The organism is Streptomyces sp. UC4497, assembly GCF_054871485.1.
Genome location: NZ_JBTYHB010000022.1, coordinates 119,216 through 141,983, shown reverse-complemented (window position 1 = coordinate 141,983; position 22,768 = coordinate 119,216). Strand labels below are relative to the sequence as shown.

Annotated in this window: 20 protein-coding genes; 5 read left to right on the top strand and 15 right to left on the bottom strand. The window is 72.4% G+C overall.

Annotated elements, in window-relative coordinates:
* Positions 1–129: 129 nt before the first annotated feature.
* The 4 genes from ACYSUO_RS27520 to lipB all read right to left on the bottom strand — a co-directional run bounded on the left by ACYSUO_RS27520 (position 130) and on the right by lipB (position 3,280).
* Entirely contained in the window at positions 130–843 is a 714-nt protein-coding gene (locus ACYSUO_RS27520) for a DUF4191 domain-containing protein (RefSeq protein WP_266720370.1), read from the bottom strand.
* Between the two features lie 58 nt (positions 844–901).
* The gene (locus ACYSUO_RS27515; RefSeq protein WP_266720372.1) at positions 902–1,099 is read right to left on the bottom strand and encodes an SCO2195 family GlnR-regulated protein; all 198 of its coding nucleotides are present in this window, start codon (positions 1,097–1,099) and stop codon (positions 902–904) included.
* A gap of 233 nt (positions 1,100–1,332) precedes the next feature.
* On the bottom strand, positions 1,333–2,298 hold the full coding sequence (gene lipA, locus ACYSUO_RS27510; protein WP_461778925.1) for a lipoyl synthase: 966 nt from the start codon (positions 2,296–2,298) through the stop codon (positions 1,333–1,335).
* 178 nt (positions 2,299–2,476) lie between these two features.
* Positions 2,477–3,280 (bottom strand): lipoyl(octanoyl) transferase LipB, encoded by an 804-nt coding sequence (gene lipB / locus ACYSUO_RS27505; RefSeq protein ID WP_461778924.1) that lies wholly within the window; start codon positions 3,278–3,280, stop codon positions 2,477–2,479.
* Between the two features lie 299 nt (positions 3,281–3,579).
* Between lipB and ACYSUO_RS27500 the strand changes: the two genes are divergently transcribed.
* Positions 3,580–5,043: a regulator gene (locus ACYSUO_RS27500; protein ID WP_461778923.1), complete on the top strand. Its 1,464-nt coding sequence runs from the start codon at positions 3,580–3,582 to the stop codon at positions 5,041–5,043.
* A 1,092-nt stretch (positions 5,044–6,135) separates the two neighbouring features.
* On the opposite strand, the gene ACYSUO_RS27495 is transcribed toward ACYSUO_RS27500, so the two are convergent.
* Positions 6,136–7,452, bottom strand: coding sequence for an FAD-dependent oxidoreductase (locus ACYSUO_RS27495; protein WP_461778922.1), 1,317 nt, complete (start codon positions 7,450–7,452; stop codon positions 6,136–6,138).
* A 242-nt stretch (positions 7,453–7,694) separates the two neighbouring features.
* Positions 7,695–8,348 carry a TetR/AcrR family transcriptional regulator gene (locus ACYSUO_RS27490; protein ID WP_461778921.1) on the bottom strand — a complete coding sequence of 218 codons (654 nt, stop codon included), beginning with the start codon at positions 8,346–8,348 and terminating at the stop codon, positions 7,695–7,697.
* Positions 8,349–8,468: 120 nt separating this feature from the next.
* On the opposite strand from ACYSUO_RS27490, the gene ACYSUO_RS27485 reads away from it, so the two are divergent.
* The gene (locus ACYSUO_RS27485) at positions 8,469–9,272 is read left to right on the top strand and encodes an SDR family NAD(P)-dependent oxidoreductase (protein WP_461778920.1); all 804 of its coding nucleotides are present in this window, start codon (positions 8,469–8,471) and stop codon (positions 9,270–9,272) included.
* An 8-nt stretch (positions 9,273–9,280) separates the two neighbouring features.
* Here ACYSUO_RS27485 and ACYSUO_RS27480 read toward each other — a convergent pair whose 3' ends face one another.
* Positions 9,281–10,273: a GlxA family transcriptional regulator gene (locus ACYSUO_RS27480; protein ID WP_461778919.1), complete on the bottom strand. Its 993-nt coding sequence runs from the start codon at positions 10,271–10,273 to the stop codon at positions 9,281–9,283.
* Between the two features lie 97 nt (positions 10,274–10,370).
* On the opposite strand from ACYSUO_RS27480, the gene ACYSUO_RS27475 reads away from it, so the two are divergent.
* A complete protein-coding gene (locus ACYSUO_RS27475) occupies positions 10,371–10,964 on the top strand; it encodes a cysteine hydrolase family protein (protein ID WP_461778918.1) in 594 nt (197 codons plus the stop codon).
* 10 nt (positions 10,965–10,974) lie between these two features.
* Here ACYSUO_RS27475 and ACYSUO_RS27470 read toward each other — a convergent pair whose 3' ends face one another.
* Positions 10,975–12,171: a MarP family serine protease gene (locus ACYSUO_RS27470; RefSeq protein ID WP_461778917.1), complete on the bottom strand. Its 1,197-nt coding sequence runs from the start codon at positions 12,169–12,171 to the stop codon at positions 10,975–10,977.
* 93 nt (positions 12,172–12,264) lie between these two features.
* Between ACYSUO_RS27470 and ACYSUO_RS27465 the strand changes: the two genes are divergently transcribed.
* Positions 12,265–13,086, top strand: a complete 822-nt coding sequence (locus tag ACYSUO_RS27465) for a peptidoglycan recognition protein family protein (protein ID WP_461778916.1) — start codon at positions 12,265–12,267, stop codon at positions 13,084–13,086.
* 7 nt (positions 13,087–13,093) lie between these two features.
* Here the strand turns inward: ACYSUO_RS27465 and ACYSUO_RS27460 are convergent, their stop codons facing one another.
* The 3 genes from ACYSUO_RS27460 to ACYSUO_RS27450 all read right to left on the bottom strand — a co-directional run bounded on the left by ACYSUO_RS27460 (position 13,094) and on the right by ACYSUO_RS27450 (position 16,200).
* Positions 13,094–14,440: a hypothetical protein gene (locus tag ACYSUO_RS27460; protein ID WP_461778915.1), complete on the bottom strand. Its 1,347-nt coding sequence runs from the start codon at positions 14,438–14,440 to the stop codon at positions 13,094–13,096.
* A gap of 17 nt (positions 14,441–14,457) precedes the next feature.
* Positions 14,458–15,606, bottom strand: a complete 1,149-nt coding sequence (locus tag ACYSUO_RS27455; RefSeq protein ID WP_461778914.1) for a PP2C family protein-serine/threonine phosphatase — start codon at positions 15,604–15,606, stop codon at positions 14,458–14,460.
* A gap of 93 nt (positions 15,607–15,699) precedes the next feature.
* Complete coding sequence (locus ACYSUO_RS27450; protein ID WP_461778913.1) at positions 15,700–16,200, bottom strand: GNAT family N-acetyltransferase; 501 nt, start codon at positions 16,198–16,200, stop codon at positions 15,700–15,702.
* 33 nt (positions 16,201–16,233) lie between these two features.
* Here ACYSUO_RS27450 and ACYSUO_RS27445 point away from each other — a divergent pair, with 33 nt between their 5' ends.
* Complete coding sequence (locus tag ACYSUO_RS27445; RefSeq protein ID WP_461778912.1) at positions 16,234–17,121, top strand: TIGR01777 family oxidoreductase; 888 nt, start codon at positions 16,234–16,236, stop codon at positions 17,119–17,121.
* 294 nt (positions 17,122–17,415) lie between these two features.
* Here the strand turns inward: ACYSUO_RS27445 and ACYSUO_RS27440 are convergent, their stop codons facing one another.
* The 4 genes from ACYSUO_RS27440 to aceE form a co-directional block, all read right to left on the bottom strand.
* Positions 17,416–17,931: a DUF4240 domain-containing protein gene (locus ACYSUO_RS27440; RefSeq protein WP_461778927.1), complete on the bottom strand. Its 516-nt coding sequence runs from the start codon at positions 17,929–17,931 to the stop codon at positions 17,416–17,418.
* A gap of 122 nt (positions 17,932–18,053) precedes the next feature.
* Positions 18,054–19,046 carry a helix-turn-helix transcriptional regulator gene (locus tag ACYSUO_RS27435; protein ID WP_461778911.1) on the bottom strand — a complete coding sequence of 331 codons (993 nt, stop codon included), beginning with the start codon at positions 19,044–19,046 and terminating at the stop codon, positions 18,054–18,056.
* A gap of 39 nt (positions 19,047–19,085) precedes the next feature.
* Complete coding sequence (locus ACYSUO_RS27430) at positions 19,086–19,850, bottom strand: VOC family protein (protein WP_461778910.1); 765 nt, start codon at positions 19,848–19,850, stop codon at positions 19,086–19,088.
* A gap of 120 nt (positions 19,851–19,970) precedes the next feature.
* Complete coding sequence (aceE, locus tag ACYSUO_RS27425) at positions 19,971–22,676, bottom strand: pyruvate dehydrogenase (acetyl-transferring), homodimeric type (RefSeq protein WP_461778909.1); 2,706 nt, start codon at positions 22,674–22,676, stop codon at positions 19,971–19,973.
* Positions 22,677–22,768: the final 92 nt, after the last annotated feature.

The window sequence follows — 22,768 nt, the reverse complement described above, 5'->3', positions numbered from 1 at the left end:
GGCCCCCGGGCCACCCCCCCCCCCCCCCCGCTTCCCCCCGGCCCCCCCCCCCCCGCAAAAGGGTGGGGGGGGGGGCCGCAAACCTTCGGGTTCCGGCCCGCCTCGTTCGCGTAGAAGCAGCGGAGCGTGTCAGCGGGCCCGGCCGCCGCCGCCCTTGGGCATCTTCATCCCCTTGGGCATCGGACCCTTCGGCAGCGGCATGTTCGACATGAGGTCGCCCATCGCCTTCAGCCGGTCGTTGGTCGCGGTCACCTGGGGGCCGGTCAGTACGCGCGGCAGCTTGAGCATCGTCGTACGGAGCTTCTTCAGCGGAACCGTTCCCTCGGGGCCCTGGCTCGTGCCCACCACGAAGTCGTGGACCGGGACGTCGGAGACGATGCGGGCCATCTTCTTCTTCTCGGCCGCGAGGAGCGACTTCACCCGGTTCGGGTTGCCCTCCGCGACGAGCACGATGCCGGCCTTGCCGACCGCGCGGTGCACCACGTCCTGGCTGCGGTTCATGGCGACCGCGGGGGTCGTCGTCCAACCGCGGCCGATGTTGTCGAGCACGGCCGCGGCCGCGCCGGGCTGTCCCTCCATCTGCCCGAAGGCGGCCTTCTCGGCCCGGCGCCCGAAGATGATCGCCATCGCGAGGAAAGCGAGCAGGAGGCCGAGAATTCCGAGGTAGATGGGGTGACCGATCAAGAAGCCGATCGCGAGGAGGACACCGAAGGTGACGATTCCCACACCCGCGAGAACGAGACCGATCTTGGTGTCGACCCTGCGGGTCATCTTGTAGGTCTGAGCGATCTGCTTGAGCCGCCCGGTGTTAGCAGCGTCCGCTGCAGTTTCCTTCCTCGCCATGTCTTGAAGTCTACGTGGCCGGTGAAGCGGGTAGAACCCGCGTCGACCCCGAGATCTCTCAGCCCCGGGCCGCGACGGCCTCCAGGACGCGCTGCGCCTCGACACGGTCCTTGGCGCGGCGGCGGTCCTCGAGGACCGAGGTCCAGGCATTGCGGCGGGCGGTGCGCTGGCCGCTGCTCATGAGCAGCGACTCGACGGCGCGCAGTGCGTCGGTGACGGTCGGGATGGCGGTGGCGCGGACGGGCGCGGCCTGCATGGTTGAGGTCCCCCCTCGAAGGGTGATCACGGCTGTGGCACGGGGTGTACGGGGCGTGATTCCAGAGTCACTGATTGGTGTTACCAGGGCGTGACCGGACGGTCAAACACCAATGAAGCCTTGACGCTCGCGCCGCAAACGCAGACGCGGCCCTGACGGTGCCCCCATCTGCGGGGATCGTCAGGACCGCGCTTTACCGGCCACTACCGATCAGTAGCCTCTTGTGCGTGAATTCACACGGCCTGGGAGGCGGTGAAGGATCCGCGCTTCTCCTTGGCCATCTGGAACAGCCGGCCCGCGCGGTACGAGGAACGGACCAGCGGGCCCGACATGACGCCGGAGAAACCGATCTGCTCGGCCTCGTCCTTCAGCTCCACGAACTCCTGCGGCTTGACCCAGCGCTCCACGGGGTGGTGCCGCACGGAGGGGCGCAGGTACTGCGTGATGGTGACCAGCTCGCAGCCCGCGTCGTGCAGCTGGCGCAGCGCCTCGCTGATCTCCTCGCGGGTCTCGCCCATGCCGAGGATCAGGTTCGACTTGGTGACCAGGCCGAAGTCGCGGGCCTCGGTGATGACCTTCAGCGAACGCTCGTAGCGGAAGCCCGGACGGATCCGCTTGAAGATCCGCGGGACCGTCTCGACGTTGTGCGCGAAGACCTCGGGGCGGGAGGAGAAGACCTCGGCCAGCTGATCCGGGTCCGCGTTGAAGTCGGGGGCGAGGAGCTCGACCTTGGTGCGGCCGTCCGCGCGGTTGGTGGTCTGGCGGTGGATCTGCCGGACCGTTTCCGCGTACAGCCAGGCGCCGCCGTCCTCCAGGTCGTCGCGGGCGACGCCGGTGATCGTGGCGTAGTTCAGGTCCATCGTGACGACGGACTCGCCGACGCGGCGCGGCTCGTCACGGTCGAGCGGCTCGGGCTTGCCGGTGTCGATCTGACAGAAGTCGCAGCGCCGGGTGCACTGGTCACCGCCGATGAGGAAGGTGGCCTCGCGGTCCTCCCAGCACTCGTAGATGTTGGGGCAGCCCGCCTCCTGGCAGACCGTGTGCAGGCCCTCGGACTTCACGAGGTTCTGCATCTTCGTGTATTCGGGACCCATTTTCGCCCGGGTCTTGATCCACTCGGGCTTGCGCTCGATGGGGGTCTGAGCGTTACGGACCTCCAGGCGCAGCATCTTGCGTCCGTCGGGTGCGACTGCGGACACGACCGGCTCCCTAAAGCTTTGATTCCTCGGCGTACATCAGGGTACGCCCGTGATGTTCATGGCCCTTACGGGTGGCCAACCGGCGGCCTGCGGGGTGCATTCCCCGTATGGACCAGACCGAGGCCTTGTGCTGGCCGGACCGAGGCCCTGTGCGGGCTGGACCGAGGCCTTGTACGGACTAGACCGAGGCCTTCTCGACGGTGCGCGGCTTGAGGTGCGCGTTCCCCAGGACGTCCTGCAGATGCCTCTCGGCGATCGGCAGCACTTCGTCCATCGTGACCTCGCGCCCGAGCTCGTACGAGAGGGAGGTGACGCCCGCGTCGCGGATGCCGCAGGGGATGATCTTGTCGAAGTTCGACGTGTCCGGATTCACGTTCAGCGCGAAGCCGTGCATCGTGACGCCCTTGGCGACGCGGATGCCCATGGCGCAGATCTTGCGGTCCTCGTGCCGCTGGCCCGCGTTCGAGGGCGCGTACTCGGGTCCTACGAGGCGGTGGTCGAACTCCTCGTCCTCGCTGCTGAGGCGGGGGTTGAAGTCCAGGGAGAGGCCGCCGAGCTGCGTCCGCTCCTCGATCGGGTCGCCGAGGACCCAGACGCCCGCCCGGCCCTCCACGCGCGCGGCCTCGATGCCGAACTCGGCGCAGACCGCGATCATCGCGTCCTCCAGGCGGCGCAGATGCGCGACCACGTCCACGGGGCGCGGGAGCTTCTGGATCGGGTAGCCGACGAGCTGACCCGGGCCGTGCCAGGTGATCTTGCCGCCGCGGTCCACGTCGATGACCGGGGTGCCGTCGAGCGGGCGTTCCTCGGGGGCGGTGCGACGGCCGGCCGTGTAGACGGGCGGGTGCTCAAGGAGCAGACAGGTGTCGGGCACCTCGTCGGCGAAGCGAGCGGCGTGCACACGGCGCTGCTCGTCCCAGGCGACCTGGTAATCGACCATCTCCGCACCGAACCCCATGCGGACGAACCGGAACTCACTCACGGCAAGTGCCTCCCTAAGAACCTTCACCGTGCATATAACGCGCCCGGAGCAACTGTACGGCTCCCGGATTACGGCTCGGCCGTCCACCCCTCGCGCGGTTTGTCACACGATCGGATGAAGGAGGGATTCGGCTGGGCTGATTGGGGGACGCCGTGTGCGCTCCGTGATAATTTCAGCGCCGTCCGTGAGCGGGAGCCGGTCACGGCGCACGCCGTTCCATGAGGGAGCAGCGACTAAAGGGGGGCACTCAATGGCCCCCCTTTACCGCTTCCAAGGGCCCGGAAGGCAAACGCACAGCAATGACGGAACGACCTCCGCAGCGCACCCCGAACCGCCAGCTCGCCGCGCTCATCGCGGAGGCAGGTTTCTCCAACGCGGGCCTCGCGCGCCGCGTGGACCAGCTAGGGCTCGAACACGGGCTTGACCTGCGGTACGACAAGACATCCGTGACCCGGTGGCTGCGCGGACAGCAGCCCAGAGGGACGACACCCGCGCTCATCGCCGAGGTGTTCACACGCCGCCTCGGCCGCCGCCTCTCCGCGCAGGACCTCGGGCTCGACGCGTGTGCGCCCGTCTACGCGGGTCTGGAGTTCGCGGCGTCGCCGGAGGAGGCCGTCGACATCGTCAGCGGGCTGTGGCGCAAGGACTCCGGCAGCCATGCCGAACTCCGCAAGATCGCGTTCACCCCGGCCGGGCTCGTCGTGCCCAGCCGCGACTGGCTGATCGGGCGTGCCGACGACCGGGTGGCGCACGGTGAGCAGTTGCAGCGGGTGCCGGTGCAGGGGCGGCCCGGTGTGGCGCTGGAGGCGGTGGGCGCCGGCGTGCCGCGGCAGCGGGGGCAGACGGATCGTGGGCCCGGGCACCGGGTGACGAGCGGGGACATCGCGGCGCTGCGCTCCGTGGGCGAGCTGTTCCGCGCGCTCGACCACGCGTACGGGGGCGGGCACGCGCGGCAGGCGCTCGTGCGGTACCTGGAGCACGAGGCCGAGCCGATGCTGCGCGGGGCGTACGGGGAGCAGCACGGGCGGCGGCTGTTCTGCGCCGTCGCCGATCTGACCCGGCTCGCGGGCTGGACCTCGTACGACATCGCGGCGCACGGTCTTGCCCAGCGGTACTTCGTGCAGGCGCTGCGGCTGTCGCAGGCGGCGGGGGACCGGATGTACGGGTCGTACGTGCTGGTCACCATGAGCCGACAGGCCGTCTATCTCGGGCACGGGCGGGAGGCGGTGCAGCTCGCGCGGGTGGCGCAGCAGGGCGTGGGGGCTTCGGCGCCGCCCGTGGTGCAGGCGCTGCTGCACGCCGTGGAGGCGCGTGGGCACGGGGTGCTCGGTGAGGTGCGGGCGTGCACGGCGTCGCTGGTGCGGGCCGAGCGGGCGCTCGGGGCGGTGCGGCCGGGGGACGAGGTGCCGCCGTGGGCGCGATTCTTCGACGAGGCGCAGTTGGCGGACGAGTTCGGGCACTGTCACCGGGATCTGCAGCAGTACCGGGCGGCGGCGCAGCATGCGGAGCGGTCGTTGCAGTTGCGGGCGCCGGGGTTCGCGCGCAGCCGGTTGTTCTGCCGGGTGGTGTTGGCGTCGGCGCGGCTGGGTCTGGGCGAGCTGGACGCGGCGTGCGCGCTGGGGGCGGAGGCGGCGTCGGCCGCGGCGGAGATGCGGTCGGTGCGGGCGCATGAGTATGTGCGGGAGTTCGAGCGGAGGTTGGAGCCGTATCGCGATGCGGGGCCCGTCCGGGGGTATCGGGAGAGGGTTGCGGCGTTGGGGTGAGGGTGGCGGGGTGGCGCCTGCCGGGGTGGTCCGGGGGCCGGGTCTGGGCGGGGTGGCGCCTGGCGGGGTGGTGCGGGGGCCGGAGCCGGGTGGGGTGGCGACGGCCGAGGGGGGCGTGGGTGCCGGGGGCTGGTGTCTGGGCGGGGCGGCGTCTGGCGGGGTGGCGTGGTGCCGGGGATGAGCGCCGGGGGTGGCGCGAGGGGCTAGGTGGGTGGCGGGTTCGGGGTTCGTTGCGCGGTGCCGTGCCGTGTCCGGCGGCGCCGGTTGCCCGGTCATCTCCCACCCGCCCGCCCCCTCCGGGGGCTTCGGCCCGCCGGGGAGGGGGTGTCTGTTGCCCGGCGGCGGGGGCTGGGTCGTGCCGGGGTTGGCGCCCGTGGTGAAGGGGTGCGCGGCACCGGGCCCCACCATGCCGTGGCCGACGCCGTCCCCAGCATTACGCGGCGGCGGTCTCACCGTGCCGTGGTTGGCGTCTCCCGTCCTGGTTGCGCGGCACCGGGGTGCCGCCTTGCCCACCCTGCCGCCCCAGGCGGCAGATTGCCCAAGGCGGTTGCGGCTGACCGCAATGGGTGGGAAGCCGTGCTTGCGGCGGATTGCCCAAGGCGGGGCGGCCCTTGCCGTCTCGCTTGGGGTGCCGTGGCTGGCGGCGGGTTGCTGAAGGCGGGGTGGCGTCGACCTTCACGGGTGGGGAGTTGTGCCGAGCCGCTGATTGTCCGAGGCGGTGGCGGCCGTGCCGTCTCGGGTGGGGAGCCGTGGTCGGCGGCGGATTGCTCAAGGCGGTGGGCGTCGACCGTCGTGGGCTGGGGAGTCGTGCCGAGCGGGCGGAAGACGTGCTGTGCCCGTACCCCGGCTGGGCTGTCCTGGGAGGTGGGGGCGCACGGGCCCGGGGAGGCCGTCCTGGGCGGGGGCGTGGACGGGTTGGCCCGGAGGGTCGGCGTGCATGGGCCCCTGCGTGGGGGATCGGGCTCGGGAGGTCGTCCTGGGCGGGGGCGTGGCCGGGCTGGCCCGGAGGGTGGGGGCGTGGCCGGGGTGTCCCGGAGGGTGGGGGCGCCCGCCCCCGGAGTTGGGCCACGGAGGCGGGCGCGGTATTGGGGGTCAGGCGGCGAGAGGGGGTGCTTGGGGGATGCCCAGGTCTGTCAGGAGGGCGTGGGTTGCGCGGCGGGCTGAGCGGAGTGCGCCCTGCACCGTGCCGGCGTCCCGGTGGTCCCCGCACACGTACAGGCCGTCGAGGAGGCGGACCGGGCGGCGCGGGTCGTGCGGGGGTGGCATCGCCGGTACGGCGTGGGGGTCGTGGTGCACGGCCAGGGTTTCCCAGTCGGCGGTCGACGTGCCGTAGATGGCGCCGAGTTGCGTGCGCAGTTCGCGGTCCGTGGGGGGTGGGCCGAGGACCGTCGAGGAGACGAGGGCGCGGCCCGCCGGGGCTCTCGTGGGGTCCACCTGGCTGATCACCGATGTGTGCGCGACGGGGCCGAGTCGGTCCGCGTCGAGCAGCAGCGCGGGTTCGGCGAGTGGCGGCTCGGGCATGGCGTGGTGCACGACCGTGACCTCGTGGAAGGCGGGGACGCGCAGGCCGGGGAGGAGTTCGGCCGCGTCGTGCGCGCCGGTTGCCAACACCACGGCGCGGCAGGGGAGTTGGCCGAGTTCTGTCGTCGTGACCGAGGTCGTGGCGACCGACGTGGCCCGTACGCCGGTGTGCACCGTGCCGGGCGGCAGGCCCGCCGCGAGCAGCTCCGGCAGCGCGTCGGCGCCGCCCTCCGGCACGGCGAGCCGGCCCGCCGCGTACGCGCGCAGGGCGAGGTCGGCGCACCGGCTGGAGGTGCCGAGGTCCGGGTCGCAGAGCAGGGCCGAGAGTAGGGGGCGTACGAAACCGTGGAGGGTCGAGGGTGGCAGGCCCCGGGTCAAGAGGGCCTGGGCGGTGGGGAGTTCGGGGCGGGCGAGGAGGCGGGACGGTTCCGTCGCCGCGAGCCGGGACAGGGATGCGCCCAGGCGTGCGTGGTCGAGCGGGCTGCCGAGGGTGGGGCGCGTGCCGCGCGGACTTCGGGGGGCGCTCGCCAAGGCGCGTGCCGCGCTGAGTGCGCCCCTTGTGCGCCGGGGGCCGGTGGGTTCGCCCGCCCGGTGGCGCAGACCCCCGCTGTGCACGAGCGTGCCGGGGGAGAAGCGGCGCAGGGCGAGGGGAGCGAGGGCGGGGTTGCGGCGCAGTTCGGGGTACGAGGTGCACAGCGGCCGGCCGGTCCGGTCGAGGCGGAACCCGTCGACCTTCTCGGTGGACATGCGGCCGCCGATGCCCGTGGCGGCCTCCAGGACCAGCGGGCGCAGGCCCGCCCTGGCCAGGTGCCGTGCCGCGGCGAGTCCCGCGACCCCGGCGCCCACGACGACGATGGCTCCCGAGCTTTCGTCTGCAGGGTCGAGCACGGTGTGCCTCCGGCGGGTCGGGTGGCTGGCGTCCGGGGGCTCATGCCCTCAACGCGCCTTCGGGATACCTGAGTTCGGGAGCAGGGAACTCGAGAGTAGGCGCGGCGCGCACACCGGGCAGTCGCGCGTGGGGGCGGCACGGGGGCACGACGGTCGCACGACCAGGCGCCTCGGGGCGGGACGCGTCCCACGGTTGTACGACATGGCTCCCGCGAGCCGGTCACCGGGCGCCCCCGCCGCCCCTACCCGCCGCCCCCCGCCACCCCCGCCGCCAAATGACGCAACCCGCGGATCGCCAAGGACGCCGGGGAGTTGGGGCCCGAGGTGGGGGCGTTCGTCGTGGACCAGAGTTCCAGGGCCACCCGGATCGCGTCGGTCGCCGCGGCCGCGGTCAGGCGGGTTTCCAGGGGGTCCGCATCGGGGCCCGCGAGGTGGGTCACCACCGTGAGGAGCTTCTCCTCCGACTCCTGGTTGACCCGGTACCAGACGGCGCGCAGCGCAGGGTCGTCCTGGGCCGCCCGCAGCAGCGTCCGGGTGCCCTGCAACGCCTCCTCCGCCGCCTCGTCCGGAGGCGAGAGCGTCGCCGCCGCGGCCGATTCGAGGGCCTGCGGCAGCGGCGTGCCCGGCTCCGTCGCGGCCAGCAGCTCGCGCCAGCGGTCGCCGCCGGACGCGAGCAGCGGGCCCACCGCGTCCTGCTTGTTGCGGAAGTAGCGGTAGAAGGTGCGCAGCGCGACCCCGGCGGCGCGCGCGATCTCCTCGGCCGTGGTGCCGTCGGGGCCCTTCTCGGTGAACAGCTCCATCGCCGCGCGGGCGATGTCGAGCTGCGTCGCCGCTTTGCGGCGTTCGGTCAGTGAGGGCTGCGCAGGCGACGGAGAGGGCGTTCTGGGCTCGTTCACCCGACGAAGCGTAGTCGCAGCGGGGAGGGGATGGCGTGAGATGCCATAGTGGCAAAACGTGCCACCGAAGCGTACGGTGCACAGCGTGCGAGGACGCACACGGGAACGTAAGGAGACGTCATGAACCGCCTGAGCAGCCTGAACCGCTACGAAGGACGCCGCGCACTGGTCACCGGTGCCGGATCCGGCATCGGCCAGGCCACCGTGCTGCGCATGCTGGCGGAGGGCGGCCGGGTCGTCGCGGCCGATGTCAGTGAGGCCGGACTCCAGGACACCGTCGCCAAGGCCGGCGCCGACGCCGAGCGCCTCACCACCGTCGTCGTGAACATCGCCGACGAGGCGTCCGTGCGCGACGCCGTCGCCGGGGCCGTGCAGGCACTGGGCGGCCTCGACGTGCTCGTCAACGCCGCCGGCATCCTGCGCTCCTCGCACACCGAGAAGACGACGCTCGCCGAGTTCAACCAGGTGCTCGCCGTCAACCTCACCGGCACCTTCCTGATGATCCGCGAGGCGATACCGGCGCTGCTCCAGGGTGAAGGCCCCGCCGTCGTCAACTTCAGCTCCACGTCCGCGATGTTCGCCCACCCGTACATGGCGGCGTACGCGGCGAGCAAGGGCGGCATCCAGTCCATGACGCACGCGCTGGCCGCCGAGTACAGCAAGCAGGGCATCCGGTTCACCGCCGTGCAGCCCGGCTCCATCGCGTCCGGCATGACCGACGGTTCCGGTGAGAGCAAGCAGAGCCAGGGCCCCGGCCTGCCCGAGGACACCGACTGGAGCCTGTTCGCGAAGCTGTCGCCCTCACTGGGTGCGGGCTTCGCCGGGCCCGAGTCCGTGGCCGGGGTCGTCGCGATGCTCGCCTCCGAGGACGGGAAGTTCATCACCGGTACGGAGATCCGTATCGATGGCGGCACCCACTACTGACCGGCCGGTCATACGGATACGCGGAAGCGGTGGCGGTACGCCGTCGGTGTCGTGTCGAGCTGTCGGCGGAACGCCCGCACCAGCGTGTCCGTCGTGCCGAAACCGCAGGTCGAGGCGATGCGGTCGAGCGTGTCGTCGGACGATTCGAGCCGCTGGCGGGCCCGTTCGACGCGCGCCGACTCGACGTACGCGCTCGGTGTCGTGCCCAGTTCGGACTTGAAGATCCGGGTGAGCTGGCGCTCGCTGACGTGGGCGTGCTCGGCCAGGTCCGCGACGGTGAGCGGCTCGGCGAGATGCCGGGTGATGTGCTGGCGCAGGTCCTCCACGCGCCGCGTCGTGGAGGCCTGCGCCAGCGGCACGCTGAACTGGCTCTGGCCGCTCGGCCGCTTCAGGTACATCACCAGCTGCCGCGCCACCCGCAGCGCCGTCGGCTCGCCGAGGTCGTCGGCGACCAGGGCGAGGGACAGGTCGAGGCAGGAGCTGATGCCGGCCCCGGTCCAGATGTCCCCCTCGCGGATGAAGATCGGGTCGGGGTCGACGTCGATCTCCGGGTGCTCATCGGCGAGTTGCCGCGCGGTCGACCAGTGGGTGGTGGCGCGCCTGCCGTCGAGCAGCCCGGCCGCCGCGAGCAGATGCGCCCCGACGCAGACGGACGCGACCCGGCGGGCCCGCGCCGCCAACGCCCTTACCCGGTCGACCACTTGAGGTTCGGCAAGGGCGCGCACCCCGCGCTCCGGGTCGGCCTCGACCGAGCCGGGCACCAGGAGCGTGTCGATGCTCCGGCCGGCGACGTCGTCGAAGGTGACGTCGGGCAGGACGCGTACGCCCGCGGAGGTGGTGACCGGGTCCAGGGTCTCGGCGGCGAGGACGACCCGGTAGGTGGCCTCCCCCTCGCGTCCGACCAGCGCGAACACCTCGGGCGGGCCCGTGACGTCGAGCGTGTCGACGCCCTCGAAGAGCACGATGACGACGAGTCGTTCGGTGGTGCTCCCGCTGCTCACGATGGCTCCGCTCCTTGCGATGTCCCCAGGTCGATGTCCGAATCTGCATGTTAGCCGTCATTGCCGACATGGCAGCGCCGCTCGTAGCGTTTCAGGCATGCCTACAACGACTCTGCGCACCCTCAACGGCCTCGACGAGACGCCCGCCTCGCTCGCCGACGCGACGCTGATCCTGGTCGACTACCAGAACACCTACACCCGCGGCGTGATGGAACTGGAGGGCTGGCGGACCGCCCTCGACAACGCCGCCGAACTCCTCGCCCGGGCCCGCGCGGCGGGCTCGACGGTCGTCCACGTCCAGCACGACGGCGGCGAGGGCTCCGCGTACGACATCCGCGCCGAGATCGGGGAGATCCACCCGGACGTGGCGCCCGTCGAGGGCGAGGCCGTCGTGGTCAAGCAGGCCCCGGACTCCTTCGTCGGCACCGACCTGGGGGAGCGCGTCGACGCCGCGGGCCACAGCGACGTCATCGTGATCGGGTTCATGTCGCACATGTGCGTGCAGTTCACCGCTCAGGGCGCGTTCCTGCGCGGCAACCGGCCCACCGTGGTCGCTGACGCCTGCGCGACGCGGCCCCTGACCTCGGTCGGCGGCGTCGAGCTGCCTGCCGAGCAGCTGCACCTCGGGGCGATGGCGACGATCACCGACCTGTACGGAGTCGTCGTCCCGACCGGGAAGTCGCTGAGCTGACCCCGTACGGCTAGGAGGAGACCAGCGCCCCCGTGTCCACCGCCGTCGTCGCCGACGCCGCCCGCCGCGCGTCGGACGACACCTCGTCCGCCGTCAGCACGTAGCCCGTCCCGTCGTCCGTCGTGGACCGGGCGAACACCACGCCGTACACCTCGCCGTCCGTGTCGAGGAGCGGGCCGCCGGAGTTGCCGGGCAGGACCGTGGAGCGGATCGAGTAGATGTCGCGCGTGACGTTGCCTGAGCCGTAGATGTCCTGGCCCGCCGCCTTGATCGTGTCGTCGACGGTGGCGGCCTGGAGGTCGAGGCCGCCGTCCTGCGGATAGCCCGCGACGACGGCGGCGTCACCGCGCTTCGCCGAGTCGTCGAAGCGGAGGGACGGGGCGTCGAGCCCGGGGACGTAGAGGACCGCCACGTCCTTGTCCGGGTCGAAGAGGACGACCTTCGCCTCGTACGCGCGGCCCGTACCGCCCACCCGCACCGTCGGGTCGTCGATGCCCGCGACCACGTGCGCGTTGGTCATGACGTGCTCGGAGCTGTACACGAAACCGCTGCCCTCGCGGCCCTGGGTGCCGGACGCGCCCTGCACCTTGACGCTGCTGCGCTGGGCCGCGCTCGTCGCCTTCGCCGTCACGTTGTCCCCGGACGGCTTGGCCACCTTGGCGGGCGGCTCGCTCGCGAACGGGTCGAAGACCTGCGGGAAGCCCGCCGAGGTGAGCGCCCCCGTGGCCTGCGAGAACCAGGAAGGCGTCGTCGACGGCATCGAGTGCTGCACCGCGCCGAGCACCGTGGAGTTCCGGATCGCCTGGTTGAGGACCGTGGAGGAGGAGGCGACGAGGACGCTGCCCGCCACCCACGCCACCACCAGGGCGGCCACCGCGGTCGCCGCGCCGCCGCCCACCCCGTCGGCCACGCGCAGCGGACCCGGCGCGTGCGACATCCCGCCGCGCACCCGCGCCGCGAGCAGCCCGGCGAGCCCGTGCCCGGCGACGGCCGGTACGAGCACCGTGAGGACGGCGACGATCGTGGCCGACGTGGTGCCCGGCGTGACCGTCTCCATCAGGAACGGCAGCAGCCAGACGCCGACGGCCGCACCGCCCACGAACCCGGCCAGTGAGACGCAGCCCGCGAGCAGTCCGCGCCGGTAGCCGGACACGGCGTAGGCGAGGGCCACCACGAGCAGCAGCACGTCGAGTATGTGGAGGTCCATACCGGTAAGAAACGCCCAGGCGCCCCCGATGGTTCCACCACCTGGCCCACTGTGGCTGACCGCACAGGCCGCGCCGGGCCCAGGGTGGGAGGCGTGCACGTCGTACGGAGAAAGTTTCGCTGGCTGCCCGGGGCCCTGGCCCTCGGGCTCCTTCTGCTGTGTGCCGCGGCGGTCGACCGGCCCGGGCCCGAGCGCTTCGCGGCCACGGCCCGCGGCGAGCTGCCGGCCTCCGCGGTGCCGGCGCAGCGGGTCGCGGCCGTGGGCGGCCGGGTGGGCGGCCGCGTACCGGCGGAGCGCCCCCGGATCGTGCCGCGCTCGCGCTGGCTCGCGGGAGCCGAGACGTACCACCGCGACCCGGTCCGCTACGGCGACCGCGTCAAGGCCGTCTTCCTGCACCACACCGACTCGCCGAACGACTACGACTGCGCGGACTCGCCGCGCATCGTCCGCTACCTGTACGCGGGTCAGGCGGGCAGCGGCGCCTCGGGCGGCAAGGAGTGGGACGACATCGGCTACAACTTCCTCGTCGACCGCTGCGGAACCGTCTTCGAGGGGCGTGCGGGCGGCATCGGCCGGCCCGTCGTCGGCGCCCATACGCAGGGCTTCAACCGGGACACGGCGGGGATCGCCGCGATCGGCACGTTCACCGAGGGCACTCCGGTGCCGAAGGCGATGACCGACGCGATCGCCGCCGTCTCCGCCTGGAAGCTGGGCCTGTCCGGGATCGACCCGCGCTCGCACGTGCGCCTGGTGTCCAGCAACGACCTGGCCCGCTTCAGGACGGGCACGGCCCACAACTTCTTCGCGGTCTCCGGGCACCGCGACGGCTACGAGACGTTCTGCCCCGGCCTCGCGCTGATGGGGAAGCTCCCTGAGATCAGGGAGCGGGCCGCGGCGCTGCAAAAACGGCGCTAGCGCGGCCCTACGCGGGCTTGAGCGTGCCGCCGCCCTCCAGCTGGTACTTCTTCCCGTGCAGGTCCGGGCTCGACGCCTTGTCGTACGTCACCGTGTGACCGTTGCCCACGATCACCTTGGAGACCTTCGCCCCGTCGGCCAGCTTCAGGCCCTTCAGCGCCGAGTCCCCGGACACGGACCACTGCGTTTTGGGGCCGAGCGTCAGCGACGCCGCCCCGACGATCTTTCCGTCCAGGTCGGTGGAGCCGGTCAGGTCGAGGGTGGCGGAGGAGCCCTTCGTCACGGCCACGCTGCCCTTCAGCTTCTCGCCGTTCGCGCGGAACGTCGCCGTGCCCTCGTCCGTGACCCGCAGCAGCTTGCCGTCCTTCGTCTTCACGTCGGCGCCACCGCTCAACTCGATGTCGGCGTCGGCCTGTTGGACCGCGAAGATGTCGCCGTCGGAGGCCTGGACCGCCCCGCCGGTCATCCGGTACGAGGTCGTACCGTCGCCGCGCAGTACGACACCGCCCGCCGCCGCGGACGCCCGGACGTCCTTCAGGGACAGCGAACCCCCGGCCTCCACCGTGAACGCCTCCGAGTTGGCCAGGTCGAACAGTGTCTGCGACAAGGAGACGTCGCCCGCCGTCTGCACGCCCGGCGACCCGCAGCCCGCCGAGGTCATCGTGCCGCCGGACACGGTGACCTTCCCGCCGCCGGGCCCCACGGCCACCGGCGCCGCCTGCGCGGCCGCCGTGTCGATCTCCACGTACGTCAGGTCGAGCGTGCCGCCGTGCGAGGCCGCCACGCCGTGCGCGGACGCGCCGTGCGTCCTGATGCCGCCCGAGCTGAGCGTGGCCTTCGTGTCCTCGCCCGCGGCGAACACGCCGATCGAGCCCTTGTTCTGGGTGGACATCCGGCCGCCGGACATCGTGAGCGTGCCCCCGTCGCGGGCGAGCGCCGCCGCGTTGAGGCCGTGCCCGTCGGACGCGGTGAGGGACGAGGTGCCGCCATGCTTGATGATCTTCGCGTCGCGCGTCGTCAGCTTCCCGGAACCGGACACGAGCAGCGCGGACTCGTCGCGCTTCGTCGTCTTGAACTCCTTCTGCGACTTCGCCTTCACGGTCTTGTCGTCGACCGTGTACGCGGCCTTCGCGCGCGGCTTCGCGTCCGGGCCCTTGTCGTCGGCCGGCCGGTCCGTCACACAGCGGGCGCCGCTGGCCGTCGCGGCGGGCGAGGCCGTGGGCGGCGGATTGGTCGCCCCGTCGTCGTCGGAACAGGCGGACAACGTGGAGACGGCGAGCGGCAGCAGCAGTACGGAGGCGGTGACCGCGGTTCGGCGGTGTCCCTGGCGGCGCGGGAGTCCCGGGTTCTTCATGCGCCTACGTTCACACCTCACGCCTCGCGAGGCACGTCCGGGGTCCGCGTGGCGCCGGGAGCGGACACGAGAGGGGCGAAGACGAGCAGCGTCAGGTCGTCCCTGACCGCTCCCGCGAACCGGATGACGTCCCGCCACACCGCGTCCGTGAGCCCGGCCGGATCCTCGCCCGCGAACTGCGGAAGCCGGTCGGCGAGCGGATAGAACTCCCCGTCCCGGTTCCGCGCCTCCGTCACCCCGTCCGTCGGGGCGACCAGCCGGTCGCCGGGCCGCAGTTCGACCGTGAGCCGCTCGGGCGGCGCGACCTCCGCGAGGCCGAGACCGAGCGGCGCCCCCGCCGGCACGTCAAGCTCGGTCACCCGCCCGTCGCGCAGCAGCAGCGGATGCGGGTGGCCGCAGCTGATGACGTGCACGACGGGCGCCTCGCCGGGGGAGGGGTCGGGGAATTCGAGCAGCACCGCCGTCGCGAACAGCTCCGCGTGCTCGTCCTCCGCCGTGTCCACCACGAGCCGCCGGTCGAGCCGCGCCGCCACGCCCTCCAGGTCCGGCTGGTCGAGCACCGCCTCCCGGAACGCGCCGAGCAGCCCCGCGACCGTGCCCACCGCCGACAGACCGTGCCCCTGTACGTCGCCGACGACGGCCCGCACGCCGGTCGGGCCCCTGCGCACGTCGAAGAGGTCGCCGCCGACCAGGGCGCCGCGGTGCGCCGCCCGGTACAGGCCCGCGCAGCGCACGGCGCCGACCCGTTCGGGCAGCGGCGGAAGCACCGCGAACTGGGCGGCCTCCGCGACCGTGCGCACCGTGACCAGCTGCTCGTCCCTGCGCCTGCGGACCAGGGCGATCGCCGTGCTGAGCACGGCGACGAGACCCACCGTCAGGACGTCACTGTCGCCGGGGCGGCCGAAACCGGTGCGGGGCAGTTCGAGGAGCAGGAGGACGAAGCCGCCGTACAGGGCCGTGGCCACGGGACCGTACGACAGCGCGGCGAGCGGCGGGATGGCCGCGAGCGGGAACGCGAGCTCGAACCGGTATCCCGTGGGGGCCTGCAGCGCGTACAGGACGACGAGCAGGGCGATCGGCAGCCACCGCACCCAGCGCGGCGGCGGCGCACCGCGCAGCCAGGCGCGCTCCGCCTCGTCTCTGCGGCGCGCCGTGGGCCAGGTCATGCCGGCTTCGGCTCCCTTCGCGACGGACGTACCACCTCACCCTGCTACGAGTCGGGGCCCGTCGCACGCCGTGACCGCGCCGCGCCGGACGGGCTACAGGGGCTGTCCCATCAGCACGTCGTCCACGTACGAGCCGTCGAGCAGGAACTCGCCGGGCAGTACGCCCTCGATGACGAAGCCCTCCGCCTCGTACAGCTTCCGGGCCGGGGTGTTGTGGCCGAGGACGCGCAGCGTGATCCGGCGTGCGCCCTGCCGCCGTGCCAGCTCGATCGCGCCCCGCACGAGGGCCCGGCCCGTGCCGCGCCCGCGGGCCGCGTCGGCGACCGCGAGCCCCATGATCTGCCGTACGTGCGCGTTCGACTCCAGGGGCGTGGGGCGGCCGAGGCGGACGTAGCCGACGAGCGCGCCGTCGAGCTCGGCGACGAGGTGGTCGCGCGGGCCGAAACGCTCGTTGAAGAACGGGGAAGGGGCCGGGTCGAGCGCCTTCACCGCGTGCAGATACGACCAGGTCTCCCGGTCGAGGCGGTCGAGCGCGGGCGCGTCATCGGGGACGGCGGAACGTATGTGGGCCAAGGAGCCCTCGGGGGCTGACATGCGGCCGACTGTACGACGGGCAGGATGGGTCCCATGACACGTTTCGTGGTGGCGGGCGCTTCCGGACTCATCGGCTCGGCCCTGGTCCGGTCCCTGACGGACGACGGGCACGACGTGGTGCGCCTGGTGCGGCGCGCGCCACGGGCGGCGGACGAGGCCCGCTGGGATCCGAAGGAGGGGTACGTCGACTCGTCCCGGCTCGCAGGCTGCGAGGCGATCGTCAACCTCGCGGGGGCGGGGGTCGGTGACCACCGGTGGACGGCCGCGTACAAGCGGGAGATCCGTGACAGCCGGGTCCTCGGTACGCAGACGCTCGCGCGGGCGGCGGCGGGGCTGGAGGTGCCGCCGCGGGTCTTCCTCAACGGCAGCGCGGTCGGCTACTACGGCGACACGGGCAGCCGCACCGTCGATGAGACGGCTCCGGCAGGTGACGGTTTCCTGCCCTCGGTGTGCGTCGAGTGGGAAGCCGCGGCGGCGCCCGCGCACCAGGCGGGCATCCGTACGGTGTTCGCCCGTACCGGTCTCGTGGTCGCGCGGGGCGGTGGGGCCTGGGGCAAGCTCTTTCCGCTGTTCAAGGCGGGGCTCGGGGGGCGGATGGGGGACGGGCGGCAGTACTGGTCGTACATCGCGCTCGACGACCATGTGGCGGCGCTGCGGCACCTTTTGGAGGCGGGTGACGTGGCAGGGCCTGTGAACCTGACGGCGCCGCAGCCGGCGACGAATCGGGAGGTGACGGAGGCGATGGGGCGGGTCCTGAGGCGACCCACGGTGCTGCCGGTTCCGGCGGCGGTGCTGAGGGTGGTGCTCGGTGAGATGTCGGGTGACGTTCTTGGGTCCACCCGTGCCGTGCCCACGCGGCTGCTGGAATCCGGCTTCGAGTTCACCCACCCCAGCCTGACCCAGGCGCTCCGCGCGGCGTAAGCGGCCCCGTCCCTACGCCCCGGGGCTCCGCCCCGGACCCCGCTGCTCAAACGCCGCAGGGGCTGGATTTGCCCACCCGCCGCCAATGGCCCGGCTCCCGCCCATCTCCCACCCACCCGCCCCCTCCGGGGGCGTCGGCCCGACGGGGTACCGCCGGCCGCCTTGGGCAATCTGCCGCCTGGGGCGGCAGGGTGGGCAAGGCGGCGCCCCGGTGCCGCGCACCCATCACGACGGGGCCCGGCCCCGGTGTCGCGTGCCTAACCGTCACGACGGGGCCCGGCCCCGGTGCCGCGGTTAGCCGAAACGGGACGTCAAGCGGGGATACGTCCGGGCCATCACCCCGTCGTCCTCGAAGTCCAGAGGCGTGCCCTCCGGTTCCGGGGGTGCGGGGGCGAGGCCCAGGTCCGGGGCGACCACCCCGGTCAGCTGTTCGTACGCCTCGTCCGCCGCGTACCCGATCTCCTCACCGTCCCCGTCGACCTCCTCGTCGAAGTCGTCCAGGAGCTCCGCCAACGAGTCCGGATCGTGCAACGCCCCCTCGAACGTCTCCCGGCCCTGGCCGATCAACCAGCACCGGAAGTAGTCGAAGGCATCGTCGCTCGCCCCGTCCAGCAGGACCCAGGCCGCGCCCCAAAGATCCCACCGGTACGCCCGGTTGTACCGGGACTCGAAGTGCCGGGCGAAGTCGAGCACGAAATCCGGATCGGACCGTAGCAGCCGCTCGACGAGCAGCTCGGCGTGATCCTCGGGGTCGCCACCCGCGGCCTCACGCGTACTGTCCACGATCTCCCAGAACTCGGTCTCGTCCATCACGGGACCAGCATCGGCCCTGTACCGATGGGGCGCACGCCGAGCGCGGGAGCTGCTCCACTTCGTTATGCATGCACATGCCCACGGCACGCCCGGGACGCCCCCTCGCGGCGAGGCACCCGTCAGCCGTACCACTCCCGCATCCGCCGCGCGGCCAGCGCGAACCGCTCCCGCAGCGCCGCCGGAGCCACCACCTCCGCCTCCGGCCCGAGCGCCATGAGCTGCGTGTACGCCACGTCCTCCGACTCGACCGGCAGGGTCACCGTCACCCGCCCCTCCGCGTCCGCGTCCCCCGCCGACTCCACGGCCTCGCGCGCGGACGCCGGATCGGTGGCGTACGGCAGTTGACGTACCCCCGAGGGCGTGAGCCGCACGACGACCTCCGACCGCAGCAGTGCCCGCGCGAATTGCGCCGCCCGCTCCTCCCAGAACGCCGGCAGGTCGAACGCGTCCTCCCCCTCGACCCGCTCGAACCGCTCCTCTCCCGGCTCCACCGCCGTGAACCGGTCGACCCGGTACACCCGGAAGGCGTCAGCCCCGCGCACCGCCGCCGCCAGGTACCAGACGCCCGCCTTGAGCACGAGCCCGTAAGGCTCCAACTCCCGCTCCACGTCCTCCGACTGCCCCAGTGAAGTGCGGCGATAGCGCACCCGCAGCACCCGGTCCTCCCACACCGCCTCCGCGACCGCGGGCAGCAGCTCGGGCGTCTGCGGCTCCTGGAACCATCCCGGCGCGTCCAGATGGAAGCGCTGCGCCGCCGTCCGCGGCGCGTCCCGCAAGGAGGGCAGCAGGGCCGCCGACACCTTCAGACGCGCTGCCGACGACGCGTCCTCCAGGCCCATCTCGCGCAGCGCCCCCGGCACCCCCGACAGGAACAGCGCCTCCGCCTCGCCCCGCGCGAGCCCCGTGAGCCGCGTCCGGTACCCGCCGATCAGCCGGTACCCACCGGCCCGCCCCCGGTCCGCGTACACCGGAACCCCGGCCTCCGACAACGCCTGTGCGTCCCGCGTCACCGTCCGCTCGGACACCTCGAGCTCGCGCGCCAGCTCGGCCGCGGTCATGGACGGCCGGGACTGGAGCAACAGCACCATCTTGATCAGGCGGGCAGCACGCATACGGCCATCATGAACCGCCCCACTGACAACGGACCCCGCTCAAGCGGCGAAGCGCATCACCGAGAACGCCGCGCCCTGCGGGTCCGCGAGCATCGCGAACCGCCCCGGCTCGATCGTCGTGGGCTGCACCAGGACCTGCCCCGACAGCTCTACGCAGCGCTCGGCCACCGCGTCCGGATCGTCCACGGCCACGTACAGATTCCAGTACGAGGGCACCTCGGGCGGGAACTGTCCGGTCGACATGTCGACCATGCCGCCGAAGGGCTCGTCGGCGACCGTCCAGTTCATGTAGGAGCCGTTCCGCTCGGTGCCCCAGCCGAGCACCGACTGGTAGAAGTCGACGGCGCCCGCGCCGTCCCGGGTGAGCAGCTCGAACCAGCAGAAGCTGCTCGGCACGTTCACCGCCTGGAAGCCGGCGTGCTCCTGCGGCTCCCACAGGCCGAACACGGCGCCTGCCCGGTCCTGGCAGACCGCGAGCCTGCCCTCGTCGGGGACGCCGATCGGGCCGGAGACGACCCGGCCGCCATTGCCGCTCACGCGCGCGGTGACCGCGTCGATCCCGCTGGACTGGAAGTACGGCAGCCAGGCGGCGGGCTGTCCGGGGCGCAGCACCGGGCCGACCCCGGCCACCTTGGGTCCGTCCGGGCTGTCGAGCGAGAACGTGCCGTGGCCGCCGACCGTGGGGTCGTCGGACGAGCGGGTGCGCCAGCCGAACAGGGCCTCGTAGAAGTACCGGGCCGCCTCCGGGTCGGTGGTCGACAGATCGGCCCAGCAGGGAGCGGAGGGGGACTTGGAGATCTTCACGGCACTGTGCCTTTCGCGGACGGCCTGCGCGACGACGCGTCCATTCACGCACGCGTGCCCCGCCCCGGCAATCGGGACGGGGCACGCACAAGCCCGTGCTTCGACGAAGCAGACGAAGAACTACAGGCCGTAGCGCTCGCGCGCCTCCTTCACGGCCGTCGCCTTGACCTCGCCGCGGCGGGCGAGCTGGGCGAGGGCCGCGACGACGATCGACTCGGCGTCGACGCCGAAGTGGCGGCGGGCGTCCTCACGGGTGTCCGAGAGGCCGAAGCCGTCGGCGCCCAGCGAGGTGTAGTCCTGCTCGACCCACTGCGCGATCTGGTCGGGGACCTGACGCATGTAGTCGGACACGGCCAGCACCGGGCCCTCGGCGCCCTGGAGCGCCTGGCGGACGAACGGCACCCGCTCCTCGCCGTTCAGCAGCGCCTCGTCGGCCTCCAGGGCCTCACGGCGCAGCTCGGTCCAGGAGGTCGCGGACCACACGTCGGCGGCCACGCCCCAGTCCTCGGCGAGCAGCTGCTGCGCCTTGAGCGTCCAGTGGATCGCCGTACCGGAGGCGATGAGGTTGGTGCGCGGGGCGTTCGCGGCCGCCACGTCCACACCCGCGGTCTCCGCCGTGTTGAAGCGGTAGAGGCCCTTGATGATGGCCTCGTCGAGACCGTCCACGGCGGGCTTGGCCGGCTGCGGCATCGGCTCGTTGTAGACCGTCAGGTAGTAGAAGACGTCCTGGTCCTCGCCCGGCTTGGCCTCGCCGTACATGCGGCGCAGGCCCTCCTTCATGATGACCGCGATCTCGTAGGCGAACGCCGGGTCGTAGGAGAGAGCCGCCGGGTTGGTGGCCGCGATCATCGGCGAGTGGCCGTCCGCGTGCTGCAGACCCTCACCGGTGAGCGTGGTGCGGCCGGCCGTGGCGCCGACGACGAAGCCGCGGCCCATCTGGTCGGCGAGCTGCCAGAACTGGTCGCCGGTGCGCTGCCAGCCGAACATCGAGTAGAAGATGTACAGCGGGATCATCTGCTCGCCGTGCGTCGAGTACGACGTGGCGGCGGCGATGAAGTCCGCGAGCGAACCGGCCTCGTTGATCCCCTCGTTGAGGATCTGGCCGGACTCGGACTCCTTGTAGTACATGAGCTGGTCGCGGTCGACCGGGTCGTACGTCTGGCCCTTGGGCGAGTACAGACCGAGCGACGGGAACAGCGACTCCATGCCGAAGGTGCGCGCCTCGTCGGGGATGATCGGCACCCAGCGCTTGCCGGACGTCTTGTCCCGTACGAGGTCCTTGAGGAGGCGTACGAGCGCCATCGTCGAGGCGACGGACTGCGAGCCGGAGCCCTTGTCGAACGAGGCGAACGCCTTGTCCGCGGGCGCGGGCAGCGGCGCGAGCGGCTGCGTACGGCGGGCCGGGGCGGGGCCACCGAGGGCGGCGCGACGCTCGGCGAGGTAGCGCAGCTCGGGGGAGTCCTCGGCGGGACGCGCGTACGGGACGACGCCGTCCTCGAAGCGGCTGTCCGGGATCGGCAGGTCAAGGAGGTCACGCATCCCCTTGAACTCGTCGATCGTCAGCTTCTTCATCTGGTGGTTGGCGTTCTTGGACTCGAAGCCCTTGCCGAGCGTGAAGCCCTTCACCGTCTGGGTGAGGATCACGGTCGGCTTGCCCTTGTGCTCGACGGCCGCCTTGTACGCCGCGTACACCTTGCGGGGCTCGTGGCCGCCGCGGGAGGTGTGGAAGCACTCGGAGATCTTGTCGTCGGACAGGACCTTGGCGAGCTCGACGAGCGCCGGGTCGGTGCCGAAGAAGTTCTCGCGGATGTAGGCGACGTCGCGCGTCTGGTACGTCTGGAACTGGGCGTCCGGGACCTCGCGCAGGCGGCGAAGGAGGGCGCCGGTGGTGTCGAGCTGGAAGAGCTCGTCCCAGGCGTTGCCCCACATGGATTTGATGACGTTCCAGCCGGAGCCGAGGAACTGGGCCTCGAGCTCCTGCACCACGCGGAAGTTCGGGCGGACCGGGCCGTCCAGGCGCTGCAGGTTGCAGTTGATGACGAAGGTCAGGTTGTCCAGACCCTCGCGGGCGGCGAGCGTGAGCGCCGAGGTCGACTCGGGCTCGTCCATCTCGCCGTCGCCGAGGAACGCCCAGACGTGCGAGTTTGACGTGTCCTTGATGTTGCGCGCCGTCAGGTAGCGGTTGAACCGCGCCTGGTAGACGGCGGACAGCGGGCCGAGGCCCATGGACACCGTCGGGAACTCCCACAGCCAGGGCAGGCGCCGCGGGTGCGGGTACGACGGCAGGCCGTTGCCCCCGGCCTCGCGGCGGAAGTTGTCGAGCTGCTGCTCGGACAGGCGGCCGTCGAGGAACGCGCGGGCGTAGATGCCGGGCGATGCGTGGCCCTGGATGTAGAGCTGGTCGCCCGAGCCGTCGCCCTCCTTGCCGCGGAAGAAGTGGTTGAAGCCGGTCTCGTACAGCCAGGCGGCCGAGGCGAAGGTGGCGATGTGGCCGCCGACGCCGTGCTTCGAGCCACGGGTCACCATCGCGGCCGCGTTCCAGCGGTTGTACGCGGTGATCCTGGCTTCCATCTCCTCGTCGCCGGGGAACTCCGGCTCGGCGGCGGTGGGGATGGAGTTGACGTAGTCCGTCTCAAGAAGCTTCGGCAGCGCCAGGCCGCCCGCCTCGGCGCCTTCCAGGGTGCGCCGCATCAGGTACGCGGCACGGTGTGGCCCGGCCGCCTTGGTGACGGCGTCCAGGGAGGCCCGCCATTCGGCGGTCTCCTCGGGGTCACGGTCCGGGAGCTGGTCGAGCTCGCTCGGCTGGATGCGCATGGGGTCGGTCATAGTCGCCGCACGCCTTCCTGAGTCGAAGGGGGTGGGGTGGGGGTGCCCTTTGTCTTTGGCAGGACAGGGCGGGGTCCCGGGTAGAGACCCGT

Coding starts and splice junctions, on each gene's coding strand:
- ACYSUO_RS27520 (WP_266720370.1), bottom strand. CDS start 843: ATGGCGAGGAAGGAAACTGCAGCGGACGCTGCTAACACCGGGCGGCTC.
- ACYSUO_RS27515 (WP_266720372.1), bottom strand. CDS start 1,099: ATGCAGGCCGCGCCCGTCCGCGCCACCGCCATCCCGACCGTCACCGAC.
- ACYSUO_RS27500 (WP_461778923.1), top strand. CDS start 3,580: ATGACGGAACGACCTCCGCAGCGCACCCCGAACCGCCAGCTCGCCGCG.
- ACYSUO_RS27485 (WP_461778920.1), top strand. CDS start 8,469: ATGAACCGCCTGAGCAGCCTGAACCGCTACGAAGGACGCCGCGCACTG.
- ACYSUO_RS27475 (WP_461778918.1), top strand. CDS start 10,371: ATGCCTACAACGACTCTGCGCACCCTCAACGGCCTCGACGAGACGCCC.
- ACYSUO_RS27470 (WP_461778917.1), bottom strand. CDS start 12,171: ATGGACCTCCACATACTCGACGTGCTGCTGCTCGTGGTGGCCCTCGCC.
- ACYSUO_RS27460 (WP_461778915.1), bottom strand. CDS start 14,440: ATGAAGAACCCGGGACTCCCGCGCCGCCAGGGACACCGCCGAACCGCG.
- ACYSUO_RS27455 (WP_461778914.1), bottom strand. CDS start 15,606: ATGACCTGGCCCACGGCGCGCCGCAGAGACGAGGCGGAGCGCGCCTGG.
- ACYSUO_RS27450 (WP_461778913.1), bottom strand. CDS start 16,200: ATGTCAGCCCCCGAGGGCTCCTTGGCCCACATACGTTCCGCCGTCCCC.
- ACYSUO_RS27445 (WP_461778912.1), top strand. CDS start 16,234: ATGACACGTTTCGTGGTGGCGGGCGCTTCCGGACTCATCGGCTCGGCC.
- ACYSUO_RS27440 (WP_461778927.1), bottom strand. CDS start 17,931: ATGGACGAGACCGAGTTCTGGGAGATCGTGGACAGTACGCGTGAGGCC.
- ACYSUO_RS27435 (WP_461778911.1), bottom strand. CDS start 19,046: ATGCGTGCTGCCCGCCTGATCAAGATGGTGCTGTTGCTCCAGTCCCGG.
- aceE (WP_461778909.1), bottom strand. CDS start 22,676: ATGACCGACCCCATGCGCATCCAGCCGAGCGAGCTCGACCAGCTCCCG.